The organism is Pedobacter sp. TM02, from assembly GCF_059705275.1.
On the sequence record NZ_AP046530.1, the window covers coordinates 3,047,710 to 3,066,709 of the forward strand.

Sequence of the window (19,000 nt, forward strand, 5' to 3'; positions counted from 1 at the left end):
AAAATTAAATATTAAAGTCTATTTTTACCAGAATGGATATACTATTATACCTTACCGAACTTTTACAAACCCGCAAAACCGTGGGCATTGTGGGTTTGGGTACGCTGTATAAAAAGAAGACGCCTGGTAAATACGATGCCACCCAGCATGCTTTCATACCTCCTAGCTACACGCTGGCCTTTACCACCGAGCTAAAGGAACAGGAAGAACTGGCCAATTTTATCAGTCAGCGACGAAACATCAGCATCGAATCGAGCAACTACTTTATTGGCGAGTTTGCCGAGCAGCTCCAGGCCAAGCTGCACGACCATCAGGAAGCTGATCTGGAACCCATAGGCAAGCTGAAGCTGGTGAATGGTGAAATTGTTTTCGAACCGGAAGCCGAAAGCAGCTTTGGATTTGAATTTTATGGCTTGCCCACGCTAACCGACCTCAAGCAACAGGATGTTGCACCCGCCGAAACACTAGTCCAAGCTGATGACCTGGCACAGATTGAAGAAGAAAACAGACTGGAAGAAGAAAATCCCGGCGATGGAACAACAGATCAGCCCCTAGCCCATATCGAAACCGTAGTTGACGATAGCGAGGTTGGAGCAGGAGCGTCTGTTCAAGAAAATAGTATTGAAGCCGAAAGCGACGAACAATCCGTTCACGAGGAAATAACAGCAGTAACGCCTCCTGCTTATATTCGGGAAGAAGAACAAACTACAGAAACGGTAAGGGAGCCGGTGACGGTTGATGAAGCACCAAAAATCGAAACCGTTGAAGTGGCCGATAAACAAGCCGAAGTACAGTTTGCCACCAACCAACACACCGAAGTTTATACCGAAGAAGAAGAGCCCAAAAAAGGCATGTCTTTCTTCATGAAGATTTTAATTATACTGCTCGTTATCGTAGCCTTGGGGGCGATTGCCTATTTTATCAATCCGGTATTCTTTAACCGATATTTGAAGAAGAATTTTGAAGGCGCCCACGACCAAAATGTACCAAGTGCGCCACTCGATACGTTAAAGAAGCAAGTAGACACGGCAAAAGCCGATAGCTTGGCCAAAAACAATGCCTTGGTAACCTTAGGCAAAGACAGCGTGGCCATCGATAGCAATGTAATGGTTTACGAGGTACTGATTGCTTCGGTAAAAACCGACAAGGTTGCCGATAAAATTATTGCCAACCTGGCCACCCGAAAAATCACAGGCAAAAAAGTAAGGCTCTCCAAGACAAGAATCAATATCAGCGCAGGTACATTTACCAATCCTGTACTGGCCAAAAAATACGAAGACAGTTTACAAAAGGCACTCAAAGACCCAGGAATTTATACACAGTCGATCAAATTAAAAAACGAAAAACAGTAACATGATGACATTGCTTCTAGCAGCACAAGACACCTTACAAAAAGTTTTAGATAGTGCAAACAATACAGCGGCCAATGCCGTTCCTACCGAAAAAGAACTCCATTTTATCGACCTTTTATTTAAAGGGGGCTGGGTAATGATCCCCTTGGCTTTCCTGGCCTTTTTGGCGCTGGTTATTTTTACCGAAAGGTATTTGACCATCCGCAAATCGTCAAAAGACGAATCGAACCTGTTGTTCCAAATCAGACAGAACATACACGAAGGACGCCTGGAAGCAGCTATCGCCTTGTGCAAAAACAATAAATCGCCTTTGGCCCGCATGCTCGAAAAAGGCCTGAAACGTATCGGCCGACCAATCAAGGATATTGAAGGCGCCATCGAAAACACCGGAAAGCTCGAGGTTTCCAAGCTCGAAAAGAATATCGGCATCCTGGGCATCATAGCCGGTATCGCACCGATGCTGGGTTTCGTGGGTACCATTGTGGGGGTAATCACCATCTTCCATCAGGTATCTATCAAGGGTGCTATCGAAATCGGCACCATTTCTGGCGGTTTATATACCAAAATGATTACCTCGGCTACGGGTTTGATCATTGGTATCATTGCCTATGTGTTATACCACATTTTGAATATCATGGTAGAGAAGATCATCTTGAAGATGGAAACCGATGCCATTGATTTTATTGACCTATTAGAAGAACCGGGCAAATAATGAACTTACGCAAGAGAACAAGAGGAAGTGTAGAAGTACATACATCGGCGCTGAACGACATCATGTTCTTCCTGATGCTGTTCTTCTTATTGGCTTCTGCCGTAGTCAATCCAACGGTGGTTAAATTGCTCTTGCCGCAATCGTCTAGCGGACAGCAATCAACTGCCAAAAAAGCCGTAACGGTAACCATAGATGAAAACCTAAAATATTTCGTAGAGAAAAAACCGGTAACCATCGAGCAGCTGGAGCCTGTGATAGCGGAATATCAAAAAATGGCACCTGATTTGACCATTCTTTTATATGTTGCGCGCAATGTAACCTACCAGGATGGATTCGTAGTAAACGACATTGCAAACAAATTGAAATTAAAGCTTGTTGTAGCAGTTGAGCCTAAAAAATAATGGTACATAAAGAAGAAAATAATTATCCGAAAGCGATAGCCATTTCCGTAGGGATCATGGGCTTTCTGCTTTTGATTAGCTTTTTTATCGTAATCGGCAGCTTCCAGCCCAAAGAGGAATTTGGCATGGGCGGCATGGTGGTAAACTATGGCACAGCCGCTGAAGGTATGGGCGATGACTATACCAGTATCGAGGAGCCTTCAATGGATCCAAATGCCAACCAAAAACTACCAGATAAAGTAACTCCCGAAACCAAGGTGACACCCAATACGCCTACAGCCACCAGCAAGGACATACAGACCCAAAATACCGAAGATGCCATTGCCGTGAATACCAAAACGGAAAAAACCACGGTAGCCGCGGCTACCAAGGAAGAAAAGCCTTCCAAACCAGCCATTAATCCAAATGCGCTGTACACCGGCAAAAAGAACAATGGCACCGGGCAGGGCGACGGCACCGGCAATACGCCAGGCAACCAGGGCAGCATCAATGGCGATCCCTTGGCACCCAACTATGGCGAAGGCGGCTCTGGAAATGGCAATACCCCTATTCCGTTAAGCAAATTCACCAATTTGGTGGCCCCTGAAGACAATGGCCAAAAAACGGGCAAAATTGTCGTAAAAATTCAGGTCAACCGTCAAGGTAGGGTAGTTTCGGCTACGGCTGGCGCCAAAGGCACCACCTTTTCTGATGCCGAACTTTTCCGCAAATGTGAAAGCGCCGTGATGAATGCAAGACTTGACGCCATCGAAAACGGTCCAGAATTAAGAACCGCATTAGTGGTTTTCAACTTTAAGGTGAAGTAGGCCATTTTTGGCCATTGTGGCTAGCCTTTCATAACGTTTTCTCAATTTTCCTTACCCATGAGTTGAGAACGATTTGCCATAACATGCAGGATTTAAGCTGGTCGAAAACATAGCCATTAAACTGTGGTTATTAACAAAAATTAACAGATTGATGTTGCCAGATTGCTTATTTTTAAGCATTTGCAATCCCTATGTACAGCAATCGCAATCCATCATTCATAGTTAATCCGTTTTTTGGAATCGGAGTCATTGTTTTAATACTTAACGACCATTGGCTAAAATGGCAATATGGAAATTGGCTCACTGGAAAATTATCTGATTTTGCCGGCTTATTGATCCTGCCCCTCTTTGTTGCATTTTTATTCCCGAAGCTTAGATCAAAGGCTCCGCTTATCAGTGGGCTTTTCTTTGTCTGTTGGAAATTGCCCATTTCGCAGCCTGTCATTGACCTTTATAATCAAATCGCGCCGATACCACTTACGCGCGTTGTAGATCTTTCCGATTTTCTGGCGTTGCTTATCCTGCCTTTTTCACAAAGACTATTGTGGCAAATAGACCATCAAAAAGTCAATCATTCTCGGGCCATCAAACTGGGTTCGCAACTGATTTTACTCTGCACCTCCTTTGCTTTCATGGCTACTTCGCCCCCGCTAAGCTACTACATCAAACCCAGCGGCGACGTGCAGATCGGTAAAATATACCACATTAAAAATAGCAAGTCAGACGTCATTAGAAATCTGGAGAAACGAGGCTTTAACGTTACGCTCGATAGCAATGCTACAAAAAAAGATCGCGACAGCAGCATCAGCTATTACCTGATCAAAAACGTGGTCCTCGAGAAAGATACCATCCCACAAATTCAAATCAGTTTTTTCCGCAAGGTGATGGTCGTAAACAGTGTAACGTTTAAGGATAAAACCCAACTAAGCGATTGGAAAGTACTAAAACGTTATGCCAAACACTACCAAAAGCTGATCGACTCAAAAATAATCGAAGAGGTGAAGTAAATGAAATGGCTGTTGGCCCTTCTTGTTCCTCGGCCTATAGCTCACAGACGGGAGAAAAGCTAATCTCACCTCTCCCTTCCCCTCCAAAGGGGGACAGGGTTTTTCGTTAACTCAGATCAGCTGTCTTCTTTGCGCTTTATACTTTGATCTTTATCCCCTTCAGGAACTGGAAAGAAATTATTTCTATTTTTGCTCTTCATCGCAAGACAATGACCTATCCAAAAACCCTTGATTTTTTATACAGCAAACTGCCCATGTTTACCCGCGTTGGCGCTGTAGCTTTTAAAAAGGACCTGCATAACACAATTGCTTTATGCAATGCACTCAACAATCCGCAAAACAAATATAAAACGCTCCATATAGCAGGTACCAACGGCAAAGGTTCTACCTCGCACATGCTGGCGGCCGTTTTGCAAGAAGCCGGCTACAAAACAGGCCTATATACTTCGCCACACCTCAAAGATTTTAGGGAACGTATCCGGGTAAATGGCAAAATGGCTTCGAAAGCCTTTGTGCAAGCCTTTGTAAAAAGCCAAAAGCAACTGATCGAAACCATCGAGCCTTCTTTCTTTGAAGTAACCGTAGCCATGGCCTTCGATTATTTTGCGCAAGAGCAAGTAGACATTGCTGTTATTGAGGTGGGCTTGGGTGGCCGACTGGATTCGACCAATATCATTACCCCAGAGCTTTCGGTCATTACCAATATCAGTTTAGACCATACCAATATCTTGGGAGATACCCTACCGGAAATTGCTTTCGAAAAAGCAGGGATCATCAAAAAAAACATTCCGGTTGTCATCGGCGAAAGCCACCCTGAAACCCAACCTGTTTTCATCCAAAAAGCAACAGCCGAAAATGCACCTATCTATTTTGCCGATACTCATCTTCATGTAGCCAATAGCCATCAAAAAGGTCAGCACTTGGTTATTGATGTACTGGAAGGCGCCAACGTTATCTTTACCCAATTAGCGCTCGATCTTACGGGCACCTATCAGCTCAAAAATGTGCTCAATGTTATCGAATCCGTTATACAGCTTCGAAAACAGGGCTATACCATAAGCGATGCTGCTGTTTACAAAGCGCTAAAAAACGTAAAAAAGCTTACCGGCTTACAGGGCAGGTGGCAAACCATCAGCAAAAATCCATTGGTTATCTGCGATACCGGCCACAACAAAGCCGGAATTACCGAAGTGATGCAAAATATCAAAAACACGCCTCACCAAAGGTTGCACCTGGTTATAGGGATGGTAAAAGACAAAGATATTTCGGGCGTACTGGCACTACTGCCAAAAGATGCCATTTATTATTTCTGCCAACCGCAATTGGAAAGGGCGCTGGCTGCCAACGAACTGGCCCAACAGGCTGCAGTGTTTGGTTTAAAGGGAAAGGCCTATAACAACGTTGCCCTGGCCCTGGCCGATGCCAAGCAAAACGCAGGCCCAAAAGACTTGGTATTTGTAGGCGGGAGTACCTTTGTTGTAGCAGAAATGATATAACAAATGATACATTATTTACCTTAAATTCATTCATACTTCACACATCAATTGCTACTTTTACGGCATAACTTAACTCATATGAAATTCAAATATTCCCTAATTTTGGGCTTAGCATTACTCAATGTGCAGGTTTTCGCACAAAAGTGGACTAAGCCAAGCACAACTACAACCAACTATCCGGCAACCGTTGCCCGCCCCAAACTGGTAGTGGGCCTCGTAATAGACCAGATGCGCTGGGACTACCTTTACCGTTTTTACGACCGTTACAGCAAAGGCGGATTTAAACGTCTGATCAACGAGGGTTTTTCGGCCGAAAATACCTTCATTCCCTATACGCCAACCTACACCGCCTGTGGCCACACCTCTATCTATACAGGTTCAGTTCCTGCCATTAATGGTATCATTGGCAACAATTGGTACGATCCGGAGCTGGGCCGGGATGTTTACTGCTCGGAAGACAGAGACGTAAAAACAGTGGGCAGCACCACCAGAGCAGGCGAAATGTCGCCAAAAAATATGTTAGTGACTACCATTACCGACGAGTTGCGCCTGGCAACCAATTTCAGGAGCAAGGTAATCGGTATTTCGCAAAAAGACAGGGGCTCTATCCTACCGGCCGGACATGCAGCCAATGCAGCCTATTGGTACGATGGCGGTACCGGCGATTGGATTACCAGCACCTATTACATGCAGACTTTGCCTACATGGGTGTCTGATTACAACAAAAGAAAAGTAGCCAACGATTTCTACGCCAAAAACTGGAATACTTTATATCCAATTGCTACTTATATCCAAAGTACGGCCGACGATAAGCCTTATGAAGGCAAATTCAGGGGCGAAAATACTTCGGCTTTCCCTCACAAATTGGACAATGCCATCGGCAAAAACTACGATTTGATCAGGAGCACGCCTTATGGCAACACCATGACCTTCGACCTGTCGAAAATTGCCATCAAAGAAGAAAAACTGGGCCAAACCGGCAACACCGACTTCTTGGCCATCAGCTGTTCGTCAACCGATTACGTTGGCCACCAATTCGGTCCAAACTCTATCGAAATTGAAGATACCTATTTGCGCTTAGACAAAGACCTGGAAGACTTCTTCAATTATTTGGACAAAACCCTGGGCAAAGGCAATTATTTGTTCTTCCTATCAGCCGATCACGCGGTAGCGCACGTTCCTGGATTTATGAAAGAGAACAAATTGCCAGGAGGTTTGGTTAGCAACTCTAAATTGCGCAAAGGCATCGATAGCATCATGGTTAGCCAGTTCAAATTGCAAAAATCCGTAATTACGGTCATGAACAACGAGGTTTATTTCGACCATAGCGTAATTGACGAGAAAAAAGCAAACTTTGCCGAAATCAAACAGGCTACCGTAAATTACCTGAGAAAACAAGAGGCTATTGCCGATGCAGTCGATCTGCAGATCATGAATACCTCAACCATTCCGGAAGAAATCAGAAAAAGAATAACCAATGGCTACAATGCCCGTCGCAGTGGCGATATCTATTTCATCCTGAAGCCAAACTGGTTTGATGGTGGCGATACGGGAACTACGCATGGCGCGTGGTATCCTTACGATTCTCACATCCCATTGGTATTTATGGGCTGGAAAGTAAAACCAGGCAAAACCAACAAAACCCATTACATGACCGACATTTCGGCAACCTTAGCCGCCATGCTGCACATCCAAATGCCAAGTGGTTGCGTAGGCGAGCCAATTACAGAGCTCACGCACCAATAAGCCATATGACCTTCAAAAGCCCTATCAATAAAGATAGGGCTTTTTTGTATGTCAAACGTTTGTATCTATTCGGTGGGGGTTATGCTCAATACCTAGTTTTTGTTAACTTTGCTCACCAAATATAAAATACTCCATGGAGCAAGTTCAAGTCTATAAACCCAAGCATAAAATCCGTTTTGTAACCGCTGCAGCTCTTTTCGATGGGCACGATGCCACTATTAACATCATGCGCCGCATTTTGCAGTCGTCGGGCGCAGAAGTAATCCATTTGGGTCATAACCGTTCGGTAGAAGAAGTAGTGAATTGTGCCATCCAAGAAGATGTCCAAGGTATTGCCATGACTTCCTATCAAGGCGGCCATATCGAATACTTTAAATACATGTACGACCTGTTGCAACAGCGTGGTGCGGGCCATATCAAGATTTTTGGTGGCGGTGGCGGGGTAATCCTGCCATCTGAAATCGAAGAACTGCAGGCTTACGGCATCAGCAGGATCTACTCGCCAGACGATGGCCGTAAAATGGGCCTCCAAGGCATGATCAACAACATGCTGGAGCAAACCGACTTCATTACGACCGAAGCCATTACCAACGAATTGACACATATTCCTCAAAAAGAGGTTAAAAGCATTGCATCGGCGATTACAGTGGCCGAAAACGACCCAGAAGGTGCACAACAGTTTGTAGACGAGCTTAAAAAACTGACCAGCAAAAACCAGGCGCCTGTATTGGGGATAACCGGTACCGGCGGTTCGGGTAAATCGTCTTTGGTTGACGAACTGGTAAGACGTTTCCTCATCGAGGTAAAAGACAAAACCTTGGCCATTATCTCGGTAGATCCTTCCAAACGCAAAACCGGTGGTGCACTTTTGGGCGATAGGATCCGCATGAACGCCATCAACAACCCGAGGGTTTACATGCGCTCGCTGGCTACGCGCCAAGCCAACTTGGCCCTGTCTAAAAACGTTCAGGAGAGCATCGACATCTGCAAAGCCGCTGGCTACGACCTCATTATCGTAGAAACTTCGGGTATTGGCCAATCCGATACCGAGATTACCGAGCATTGTGATGTTTCTTTATATGTAATGACACCAGAATTTGGCGCCGCTACGCAATTGGAAAAAATCGACATGTTAGACTTTGCCGATTTGGTAGCCATCAATAAATTCGACAAACGTGGAGCCTTAGATGCGTTGCGCGACGTACGCAAGCAATACAAGCGCAACCATAATCTTTTCGATGCCAAAGACGAAGAAATTCCGGTTTATGGCACCATGGCTTCGCAATTTAACGATCCGGGCATGAACAACCTGTTTGTTGCCCTAATGGATCGCTTAAAGGCCAAAACCAATGTCGATTTCAAAGCTGGCATGGAAATGACCAGCAACCAATCCGAAAAGATTTATATCATTCCGCCAGACCGCATCCGTTACCTATCGGAAATTGCCGAAGCCAGCGAAACTTATAACGAATGGGTAGCTAAGCAATGCCAGATTGCCCGCAAACTGTACCAGTTGCAGGGTGTAATGGCCATGGCTAAAGATTTCGACAACAGCTTTGGCGATGGCTTGAACGATGCTTACAGCTATCTCGACGAACAATTGGATGGCGAATGCAAACGCTTATTGCGCCAATGGCCAAGCGTAAAAGAAAAATACGCAGCCGATTTCTTTGTGTACAAGGTGCGCGACAAGGAAATTAAGCAGGCCTTAAACTACGAATCGCTTTCTAAGCTTAAAATTCCGAAGGTATCTTTGCCTAAATACGAAGATTGGGGCGATATTTTGCGCTGGTTGCTCACCGAAAACGTACCTGGCGAGTTTCCCTATGCAGCAGGTGTATTCCCGCTTAAACGCGAGGGCGAAGACCCAACCCGGATGTTTGCCGGCGAAGGAGGCCCGGAAAGAACCAATAAGCGTTTCCATTATGTTTCGCTCGGTCAGCCAGCCCATCGTTTGTCAACCGCATTCGATTCGGTGACCCTATATGGCGAAGATCCGCACGTTCGTCCCGATATTTATGGAAAAATCGGCAACTCTGGTGTAAGTATCGCTACTTTAGACGATGCCAAGAAACTCTACTCGGGCTTCGACCTTTGCGCGCCCTCTACTTCGGTATCCATGACTATCAATGGGCCTGCACCTATGCTGTTGGGCTTTTTCATGAATGCGGCCATCGATCAGCAATGCGAAAAATACATTATCGAAAATAACCTACAGGCCGAAGTTGAAGCAAAAATCAAGCAGATCTTTAAAGCTAAAGGCATTGAACGCCCAACTTACCAAGGCGAACTGCCACAAGGCAACAACGGTTTAGGGCTGATGCTATTGGGACTAACCGGTGATGAAGTGCTGCCTGCCGACGTTTATCAAAAAATCAAGGCACATGCCATCAGCTCGGTTCGCGGAACCGTTCAGGCCGATATTTTAAAAGAAGACCAAGCGCAAAATACCTGTATCTTCTCTACCGAATTTGCGCTGCGCATGATGGGCGATATCCAAAAATATTTCATCGACGAGAAAGTACGCAACTTCTACTCGGTTTCTATTTCGGGCTACCACATTGCTGAAGCGGGAGCCAACCCGATTTCGCAATTGGCCTTTACGCTGAGTAATGGTTTTACTTTTGTGGAGTATTACTTGAGCCGTGGCATGCATATCGACGATTTTGCGCCCAACCTTTCATTCTTCTTCAGTAACGGTATCGACCCAGAATATTCGGTAATTGGTCGCGTAGCCAGAAGAATTTGGGCCAAAGCCATCAAGAATAAATACAAAGGCAACGATCGTTCGCAAAAATTAAAATACCATATTCAAACTTCTGGTCGCTCATTGCATGCCCAAGAGATCGATTTTAACGATATCAGAACAACCCTGCAGGCGCTTTATGCCATTTACGACAACTGCAACTCGTTGCATACCAATGCTTACGATGAGGCTATTACCACCCCTACCGAAGAGTCGGTACGCAGGGCGATGGCTATCCAGCTGATCATTAACCGTGAGCTAGGTCTGGCCAAAAATGAAAATCCTTTGCAAGGTTCGTTCATCATCGAAGACTTGACCGATTTGGTAGAAGAAGCCGTACTGGCCGAATTTAAACGCATTAACGACCGTGGTGGCGTACTGGGCGCTATGGAAACCATGTACCAAAGGGGAAAAATACAGGAAGAGAGCTTGTACTATGAAACCTTGAAGCATACCGGCGAGTTCCCGATTGTGGGCGTCAATACTTTCCTGAACAAAAACGGTTCGCCAACCATTGTACCAGGCGAAGTAATCCGGGCCACCGAAGAAGAAAAACAATACCAGATTGAAGCGCTTAAAGCCTTCCAGGAGAGAAATTCGGCCAAAACCGAAGATACCCTCAAAGCATTGCAAAAAGCGGCCATAGCTGGCGAAAACATCTTCGAAAAATTGATGGAAGTGTGTAAAACCTGTTCTTTGGGACAGATCAGCAAAGCGCTTTACGAAGTTGGCGGACAATACAGAAGAAATATGTAAGCGATGGCTCCTCGAAAACTGATTTTAGCAATAGCCCTTTTATTGGCTAAACTTAATGCATTTAGCTTCGTGGAGCCTAAAACTTCTTACTTGTTGGTATTAGGCGTGGCCCAAGATGCAGGTTATCCGCAAATGGGTTGTACCAAAACATGTTGCACCCAAGCCTGGAGCAATCCTAAAATGCGACGCAACGTAGTAGCCTTGGCTTTGGTTGATCCTGCCCACAAAAAATGGTGGCTCTTCGAAGCTACGCCCGACATTAGGCAACAACTGCAAAATTTCAAAAATCAAACCAAAAACCAATATCCTTATCTGCCCGAAGGCGTTTTCTTAACCCACGCCCATATTGGCCATTATACTGGTTTGATGGAATTTGGCCGGGAAGCCATGAATACCAATGGATTAAAGGTCTATGTCCTTCCTCAAATGAAGGCTTTTTTAACACAAAACGGCCCATGGAGCCAATTGGTCAAGCTAAAAAACATTGACCTGATCAGTTTAAAAACCGATGAACCACTCAACATCGAAAACAACAGCGTTACTGCTTTTACGGTGCCCCACCGCGACGAATATTCAGAAACGGCAGGTTTTAAAATCACTACCGCCAATAAGCAATATCTTTTCATCCCGGATATCGATAAATGGAGCAAGTGGAACAAAAATATTATCGACCAGGTTAAGCAGGTAGATATTGCACTGCTCGATGCTACTTTCTACACCAACACCGAATTGGGCAACAGGCCTATAGCCGAAGTGCCACATCCCTTGGTCACTGAAACTGTCGATTTATTTAAAAATGAACCCACGGCGGTGAAGAAAAAAATCTATTTCATTCACTTTAATCATACCAATCCCCTGCTTTGGGATAAGGCTACTGGCAAGAAATTAAACCAAGCAGGTTTTAATTTTGCATTAGAAAATCAAATATGGTAACTATTTCTTTAGTTTCTTGGCTTTAATCAAATAAGCCTCCAGAAAGCGGTCTATTCCGTCGGTGGCATAGCCCAAAAGTCTTGAGTTTTCGCCAAGTACAGAACTTTCTATCGTTACTTCTTCCCTAATCTGCGTCATGCAGTACGTATTGATAGATTGTTGCATCGGTAAGGTAATATATTGTTTAGCCTTTGCAATTTTACCCGTCAGCACAATGAGTTCTGAATTAAATAACTGGATCAGGATCGATATTCCTTTCCCCATATTTGCGCCAATGCTCGACAATAACCTGATGGCATATTGATCGCCCCGATTTGCCGCGTTGATAATGGCTTCGGGTTCAATTCTTTCCAGTTCTTCTTTCGATAACTCGTTCAGCATCGATTTTTCGCCCAACAAAAGACCTTCACGTGCTGTTTTTGACAAGGCATTTCCCGAGGCAATGGTTTCTAAGCAACCATGCTTGCCACAATAACATAAGGCACCATTCTCCACAAAAGGAATATGCCCAAATTCGCCAGAAAATCCCGTAGCGCCCCTTCTCAGCTTGCCATCCATAATAATTCCCAATCCAACACCCCAATCCATCAGCAAAACCAGGGTATTTTTCTTCCCTTTGGCCAATCCATGTCGAAACTCGGCAATAGTCGATCCTGCCATGTCATTTTGCACAATCACAGGCAAACTAAGGGCTTTTTCAAAGGCTTCGGCCAACGAGCTGTTTCCATGATCATCTATCAGATAACTATAATTTTCGCCTTTTTCGGTGTTTACCAATCCCGGCATGCCCACATAGCAACCAATGATTTTGCTTTTGAAGGCAGGAACAGATTCGATCGATTCCTGCAATAGCGGTACCAGCACAGAAAAAAAATCGCTTCTGTTCTTAGAAATAGGCAAGGAAACCGTTTTAACCTCCGAAATGAAGTTACAGTTGTTATCCAGAACGGCAATTTTGGTACTGAATAACTCAATATCTACACAAATGATCAGCGCTCTTTCATCTCTTAAGGCATATAAATCTGGTCTCCTGCCGCCAATAGATGCTCCAGTACCGCTTTTTTCAATCCATCCTATGCTTACCAGATCTGCCAAAAGCTTCAACATACTTGGCGTACTTATACCTACCGCTTCGCATAATGCCGAAATAGAAGAAGGCCCAGTACTAAAAAGATGTTTTAGAATTTTGTACTTATGACTAAGGTGTTTGTCACTGCTATTCTCTGCTAAGATTATATTATTTAATAAGGAAAGATTCATCTTGTTTATTAAGTTATCATATAATTATCTCATAGTTATATAAAAATTTTATTAAACTAAAATATTTCAATAAAAAAATTGATTTTCGTTACAGTTAACAAATAAAAATATAGCTATATTCATCAAACGATGTTAATGGTTTTGGGTTGTTTCTGCATTTTTTTCAGAAATCATAGGGCGGTATAGAAGAAAATTGATATCGTTTACTTAACAAGCTAACCAATTAAAAAAAATGAAAACACCTTCTGAATCCTCGCGTAGAAGTTTTATCAAAAAGCTGGCTACCACCTCTGCTGTGCTGGCTACAGGTTCCTCTGTTCTGGCTGCAGATAATTTTTCTGCTCCTTTTACCTATCTCAAGCGTTCTTCGCAATTTTCTGCTAACGACAACATCCAAATTGCCTTAATTGGTGCTGGAGGCATGGGCGTTTCGGATACCAAAACCGCATTAGAAGTACCTGGTGTAAAGCTGGTTGCCGTTTGCGATTTATATGATGGCAGGTTACAGGATGCCAAAAAAATGTGGGGAAATGATATCTTTACTACGCGCAACTACAAAGAAATTCTTAATCGCAAAGATGTGGATGCCGTTATTGTTGGCACTCCCGACCATTGGCACAAACAAATTTCTATCGATGCCATGCGAGCTGGCAAACATGTGTATTGTGAAAAACCAATGGTACACTCCATAGACGAAGGCCACGATGTGATTAAAGCCCAAAAAGAAACTGGCATGGTTTTTCAGGTAGGTAGCCAGGGCGTATCGTCATTAGGCAATGAGAAGGCCAAACAGCTTTTAGAGTCAGGAGCCATCGGCACGCTCAACTATGCCGAAGGTTTTTGGGCCAGATTCTCGCCAATTGGCGCTTGGCAATATAACATTCCAGCCGATGCCTCTCCACAAACTGTTGATTGGGAAGCTTATATCAGCAACACCAATAAACGTCCGTTTGACGCCAAACGCTTTTTTAGATGGAGAAATTACCGTGATTATGGCACGGGCATGTCGGGCGATTTATATGTACACTTGTTCTCTAGCCTTCACTTCATCACTGGGTCAATGGGGCCAGAGAAAATCTATTCAACTGGCGGTTTGCGCTATTGGAAGGATGGAAGAGAGGTTCCCGATATGCAATTGGGCGCTTTTGATTATGCTCAACAGCAGAGCCATCCGGCATTTAACCTGTCGTTACGTTGTAACTTCATTGATGGTACCAGTGGCAACACCTACCTTAAATTAGTAGGCAGCGAGGGCTCCATGGATGTAACTTGGGATGATGTAACCGTAAAAAGAAACAAAGAGATTGTTTCAGATGATCCCTTTTTCATCGAACAAATGAAAAAACAAGGAAAGGCTATTTCGCAACGCAAGCAGATACTACCTCCGCAAATTACAAAATATGCGGCCGAAGAAGGCTACAAAGGAGGTCCTTACGATCATTTTGTAAACTTTTTCAATGCGATACGCACCAAGGGAAATGTAGTTGAAGATGCCATATTTGGCTACCGTGCAGCGGCACCTGCCCTATTGTGCAACGACAGCTACTTTAAAGAAACACCTATATTCTGGGATCCAGAAAAAATGCAAATCAAGAAAAAATAAGCGACGAACCATCACCAATAAAAATAAAACTATTAACAGATGAAAACAACGTATGTATTAACCATGGCCTTGGCAGGAGCTTTCCTGACCTATGCCTCCGTTTCAGAAACAAACACCGTGCGCAAAACAACAGCAACCAATATCAGTACCCCGGCAGGTAAATGGGTAAAACTTTTTGATGGCAAAAGCCTAACCGGATGGCATGGCTATAATAAAGGCGATAAAAAAGTAGGCAATTGGATTGTTGAAGATGGCAGCCTGATATGCTTAGGCGCAGCCGCACACGATACCGGAGGTGATTTGGCCACCGATAAAGACTACGATAACTTTGAGCTGGAATGGGAATGGAAATTAGGAAAAGGCGGCAATAGCGGGGTAATGTACCATGTAGTTGAGCAGGCCAAATACAAGGGTCCATACGAAACTGGTCCAGAATATCAATTAATTGATGACATAGGCTTTCCAAGCAAATTAGAAGAATGGCAAAAAACAGGCGCTGATTATGCCATGAACCTTACCAATAACAGCCAAAAAGTGCTTAAACCTATTGGCGAATGGAACAGCAGCCGCATTGTATTTAACAAAGGCCATGTAGAACATTGGTTAAATGGCAAAAAAATCGTAGAATTTCAAGCCTGGACCAGCGATTGGGAGAAAAAGAAAAAAGAAGGCAAATGGAAAGATTATCCCGATTATGGCAGCGCCAAAACTGGCAAAATCGTATTTCAAGACCATGCTGCTAAAGCCTGGTTTAAAAATATCAGAATCAGGGAACTAAAATAAAACAAGAAGGGATGGCCATCAACCATCCCTTTTTAGTTAAACACTTTAAAGTGCCAGCTTCTTGATTTCTTCTGCAGATAAAAGCTTATTATATACCTTTAAATCGTCCATATAGCCCTTAAAACTACCTTGAGGAGCTCCGATATATTGCAACGGAAAAAACAGGGTCTGTACCTTGGCAATTTTATCCTTGGTATTGCTAAACTCTTGCATAGCCCCTTCCAAACGCTCAACCAAAGTACCATTCACGTACAAACTGGTACCTTTATTATTGCCTGTAATGGTAATGTGTGTCCATGTATCTGCTGGCACACTGTAGTTAAAATTATAATGGTAATTCTCTCTAGAAAATCCCAGTTTATTGGTCTGTTGTTGCTTTAGCTTCACTACTGCGTCAGTCGAAGAGAACAAAACGGCATCAGCTGCATTGCTTTGATCAGGGTTGATCCAAAAGGAAACCGTATAATCATAGCCAATACCTTTTAATGGTGTTTGAACAAAGCTATCGCCACCTTTAAAAAAGGCCGATTGATGCCCTTCCGTTTGAGCAGTTCCCACATTTTGGACTATGGTTCCACTACGCTCATCTGCGCTTGCATCCACAAACTTTTTAGCATTAAAATTATAGTGCAATACCAGGCTGTCTTTTCCAACAATTTGGCCTCGCATGTTAAGTCCTGGTCCTTCGCCCAGGCTTTTGCTGTATTTGGCAAACTCGTCATAGCTCAGCAGTTTTGTGGCTGCCGTGCCATCCCACATCTTCTGCGCCAATACCTGGACAGCCGGAAAGGCACGGTCGTGCACATCTTTTTCGGTAATTCCGTTGCCTACATGATCGTTCCAAACGGCAAAGGATCCCCCCTTAATTTGAGGATGGTTTTCATCAAAAGTTTGGTTGCCAATTACGTTTGGCGTCCATTCGTTATAGATTTTCCTGAGGTTCAGGTAATCGTAGTAATAACCGGCTTTGGGCACGATGTAAAGCCAGCCATCGGGGGTACTGATCACGTTGTAGCCCAGATCGATCATCTCTTTGGGATCGGCATAGCCATTGTACCATACATTCATGGTAACATCTTTCACCTTAACCGGCGTACTGCCCTTGGCATGTGTTAACGCCCCCCAGAGCCTTACCTTTTTACCAAAACCTTCCACATACTTTATGTAATCGTCTGTAAATTCCCTGAATTTTTCTGCTTCGGCCTTGGCATATTCGTCGGTACCAATATGCACTTCATCACCAATAAAAACCGGATGAGGTCCACTTAGGTATTCCTTAAACACATTGTTAATCACTTCCTTCGTTTTCGGATTGTTGATGTCGAGGTGATCCATCCCATATTTCTTGCTCCCGATTTCGGGCACTGCCTTTACAAAGGACAAGGAATGGGCTGGCACATCGATTTCGGGAATGATTTTTACGCCATAAGCTGTGGCCAACTGTTGCAATTCGATAAATTCCTTCTTGCTGTAACTCCCGTCTTTCGCCGTTAAATTGGGATAAGTTTCGTTTTCCAAACGGAATGCCGAGTAGGTTTTGTTCCAGTCGTTGTTAAAGAACTGTTTAAAACCGTTGTCGTTCAGGTGTATCTGAAAGTCATTCAGCTTATAATAAGCCATCAGCTTTACATAATCGCGCAGAAACTGCAGGCTAAAAAACTTTCGGCCTACATCCAATACGAAGCCCCGTACGGCAAACTGCGGATAATCGATTGCAATGCCTTTAGGCAGATTGGCCTGTTGCTGATCCTGTTCCAGCATTTGCAAAATTGTTCGCGTAGCCCAAAATGCGCCTTTTGGTTCAAGCGCTTCGATATCAATCCGGTCTCCAATTTTCAAAATATAGCCTTCTTTTTTAATCGAGCTATCGGCCTTCAAGCTGAAATAGATATCTCCGTTTGCAGGATGGCTATTTTTGATTACAAAGCGATGTTTTGGGAAAGCAAGGCGCAAATCGTTCAGAAAGGTTTGGACATAAGGCATCAGCATGGCCTTGGCAACAGGCTGCACAACAATACTGACTTGCTTCTTTAAGCGAAACTGGCCATTAGAACCCTTCCAGTCTCTTAATGCAGGAATAACATGGGGCACCGGGTTGGTTGCAGTTTGGGCATAGCTATAAACAGATATAGCCATCCCTATTGTCAAAAAGACAATTTTGGATGATTTTAGGATAGACATAGGTTAGCTGTAGTTTAACCCAAATATAAAAAACATTCTGCACGCTTAGCTATTGATAAGATTTGATGAAAAGAATGTTACACCGCATTTTATAGAGCCCTAGCTCCTGCCATAAAAAAAGCGACCCTAAAGTCGCTTCGTTTTATGCTAAAATCCATTTGAATTTGTATTCCATGCTTGGGTTCTTCATTCTTTCTGCCACCCTGAGCAGCCTATCAGGCAAAGCAAGGATATAATCCCTAGCCTTTTCGCCGGCTTCATTCAATTCTCTTATGCTCTCGATTTTCCAATCGCCGATCAACTGTTTCAGGATATCTACGTAATCGGTAGAAGTGTATACACCCAAGCGTTGTGCGGCATCGGTAAAATGGCCGAAAGTTTGGCCGATTTTGAGGCCCATCTCTCTTAGGAAATGTGCCGGCATTACGATTTTCTTGCGCATCATGTCTTCAAAAGCCAACATCGCTTCATTGGCATCAACTTCAAACACGCGAGAGATGAAATCTTTATAGGCTTTGGCATGTCTAGCCTCATCGGAAGCAATTACGCCACACATTTTAGACAACAGGGCATCTCCATCCTTTTTAGCCAAAGAAGCCACCCTGCGGTGCGAAATATTGGTAGCCATCTCCTGAAAAGAGGTATAAATAAAGTTTCTGTAAGGATCTCTTCCAGTACCGATATCAAAGCCATCGGCAATAAGATATTGGGTAGAGATTTCCATTTGGCGCATATCTACACGGCCAGAAAGGTATAAGTATTTATTTAAAAGATCGCCGTGCCTGTTTTCTTCGGCAGTCCAATGTCTGGTCCATTTCATCCAGCCGCCTTCTTCGTCTCTAGAAACATCATCTACCGTAGTTAGCCACGATTCGTAAGTCGGTAGTGCTTCTTCGGTAATGGTATCGCCGATTAAAACAGCTACCAGGTCGTAAGAAAGTTCGTTAGCGCTTTGTTGTAGGTCTTTTACCTTGGCAAAGAAATCTTCCCTACTTGCATCGGGCAAAAAATCAGATGGTTGCCAGATATCATCTATAGGTTTAAGGTATTCGGGCATTTTTTCAAGCATATATTTTTCGATATGCTTCATTACTTCCCTTCTCGATCCAAAGTTGATATTCATTATACTTAAATTAGAGTGCAAAGATACGCATAATGCTTTGCTTAGCCTTAGTTTATTTGCAATTAAAACAGGTCTTTATGTAAAAGTTCTGAACA

14 protein-coding genes are annotated in these 19,000 nt (G+C 43.8%); 11 read left to right on the plus strand and 3 right to left on the minus strand.

Annotated elements, in window-relative coordinates; all coding sequences use genetic code 11:
• The first annotated feature begins 32 nt into the window (after window positions 1–32).
• The 9 genes from AC6H1S_RS12985 (at window position 33) to AC6H1S_RS13025 (ending at window position 11,955) form a co-directional block, all read left to right on the plus strand.
• Window positions 33–1,352: an HU domain-containing protein gene (locus AC6H1S_RS12985; protein ID WP_497563887.1), complete on the plus strand. Its 1,320-nt coding sequence runs from the start codon at window positions 33–35 to the stop codon at window positions 1,350–1,352.
• Window position 1,353: 1 nt separating this feature from the next.
• On the plus strand, window positions 1,354–2,064 hold the full coding sequence (locus tag AC6H1S_RS12990) for a MotA/TolQ/ExbB proton channel family protein (protein WP_199141175.1): 711 nt from the start codon (window positions 1,354–1,356) through the stop codon (window positions 2,062–2,064).
• On the plus strand, window positions 2,064–2,465 hold the full coding sequence (locus AC6H1S_RS12995; protein ID WP_497563888.1) for an ExbD/TolR family protein: 402 nt from the start codon (window positions 2,064–2,066) through the stop codon (window positions 2,463–2,465). The genes AC6H1S_RS12990 and AC6H1S_RS12995 overlap by 1 nt, the downstream gene beginning before the upstream one ends.
• The gene (locus AC6H1S_RS13000) at window positions 2,465–3,271 is read left to right on the plus strand and encodes an energy transducer TonB (RefSeq protein WP_497563889.1); all 807 of its coding nucleotides are present in this window, start codon (window positions 2,465–2,467) and stop codon (window positions 3,269–3,271) included. The genes AC6H1S_RS12995 and AC6H1S_RS13000 overlap by 1 nt, the downstream gene beginning before the upstream one ends.
• 542 nt (window positions 3,272–3,813) lie before the next feature.
• On the plus strand, window positions 3,814–4,278 hold the full coding sequence (locus AC6H1S_RS13005; protein WP_497563890.1) for a hypothetical protein: 465 nt from the start codon (window positions 3,814–3,816) through the stop codon (window positions 4,276–4,278).
• Between the two features lie 209 nt (window positions 4,279–4,487).
• Window positions 4,488–5,774 (plus strand): bifunctional folylpolyglutamate synthase/dihydrofolate synthase, encoded by a 1,287-nt coding sequence (locus tag AC6H1S_RS13010; RefSeq protein WP_497563891.1) that lies wholly within the window; start codon window positions 4,488–4,490, stop codon window positions 5,772–5,774.
• 78 nt (window positions 5,775–5,852) lie between these two features.
• Window positions 5,853–7,520: an alkaline phosphatase PafA gene (gene pafA / locus AC6H1S_RS13015; RefSeq protein WP_497563892.1), complete on the plus strand. Its 1,668-nt coding sequence runs from the start codon at window positions 5,853–5,855 to the stop codon at window positions 7,518–7,520.
• 133 nt (window positions 7,521–7,653) lie between these two features.
• The gene (locus AC6H1S_RS13020; protein ID WP_497563893.1) at window positions 7,654–11,022 is read left to right on the plus strand and encodes a methylmalonyl-CoA mutase family protein; all 3,369 of its coding nucleotides are present in this window, start codon (window positions 7,654–7,656) and stop codon (window positions 11,020–11,022) included.
• A 42-nt stretch (window positions 11,023–11,064) separates the two neighbouring features.
• Window positions 11,065–11,955 (plus strand): MBL fold metallo-hydrolase, encoded by an 891-nt coding sequence (locus AC6H1S_RS13025; RefSeq protein WP_497563894.1) that lies wholly within the window; start codon window positions 11,065–11,067, stop codon window positions 11,953–11,955.
• Here AC6H1S_RS13025 and AC6H1S_RS13030 read toward each other — a convergent pair whose 3' ends face one another.
• On the minus strand, window positions 11,956–13,215 hold the full coding sequence (locus AC6H1S_RS13030) for an ROK family transcriptional regulator (RefSeq protein WP_497563895.1): 1,260 nt from the start codon (window positions 13,213–13,215) through the stop codon (window positions 11,956–11,958). It lies immediately after the preceding gene.
• 232 nt (window positions 13,216–13,447) lie between these two features.
• On the opposite strand from AC6H1S_RS13030, the gene AC6H1S_RS13035 reads away from it, so the two are divergent.
• Window positions 13,448–14,818 (plus strand): Gfo/Idh/MocA family protein, encoded by a 1,371-nt coding sequence (locus tag AC6H1S_RS13035; RefSeq protein ID WP_497563896.1) that lies wholly within the window; start codon window positions 13,448–13,450, stop codon window positions 14,816–14,818.
• A 39-nt stretch (window positions 14,819–14,857) separates the two neighbouring features.
• Window positions 14,858–15,601, plus strand: a complete 744-nt coding sequence (locus AC6H1S_RS13040) for a 3-keto-disaccharide hydrolase (RefSeq protein ID WP_233166046.1) — start codon at window positions 14,858–14,860, stop codon at window positions 15,599–15,601.
• Window positions 15,602–15,646: 45 nt separating this feature from the next.
• Here the strand turns inward: AC6H1S_RS13040 and AC6H1S_RS13045 are convergent, their stop codons facing one another.
• Both AC6H1S_RS13045 and AC6H1S_RS13050 read right to left on the minus strand, forming a co-directional pair.
• Window positions 15,647–17,737 carry a glycoside hydrolase family 20 protein gene (locus tag AC6H1S_RS13045; RefSeq protein ID WP_497563897.1) on the minus strand — a complete coding sequence of 697 codons (2,091 nt, stop codon included), beginning with the start codon at window positions 17,735–17,737 and terminating at the stop codon, window positions 15,647–15,649.
• A gap of 187 nt (window positions 17,738–17,924) precedes the next feature.
• Window positions 17,925–18,905, minus strand: coding sequence for an acyl-ACP desaturase (locus AC6H1S_RS13050; protein WP_497563898.1), 981 nt, complete (start codon window positions 18,903–18,905; stop codon window positions 17,925–17,927).
• Window positions 18,906–19,000: the final 95 nt, after the last annotated feature.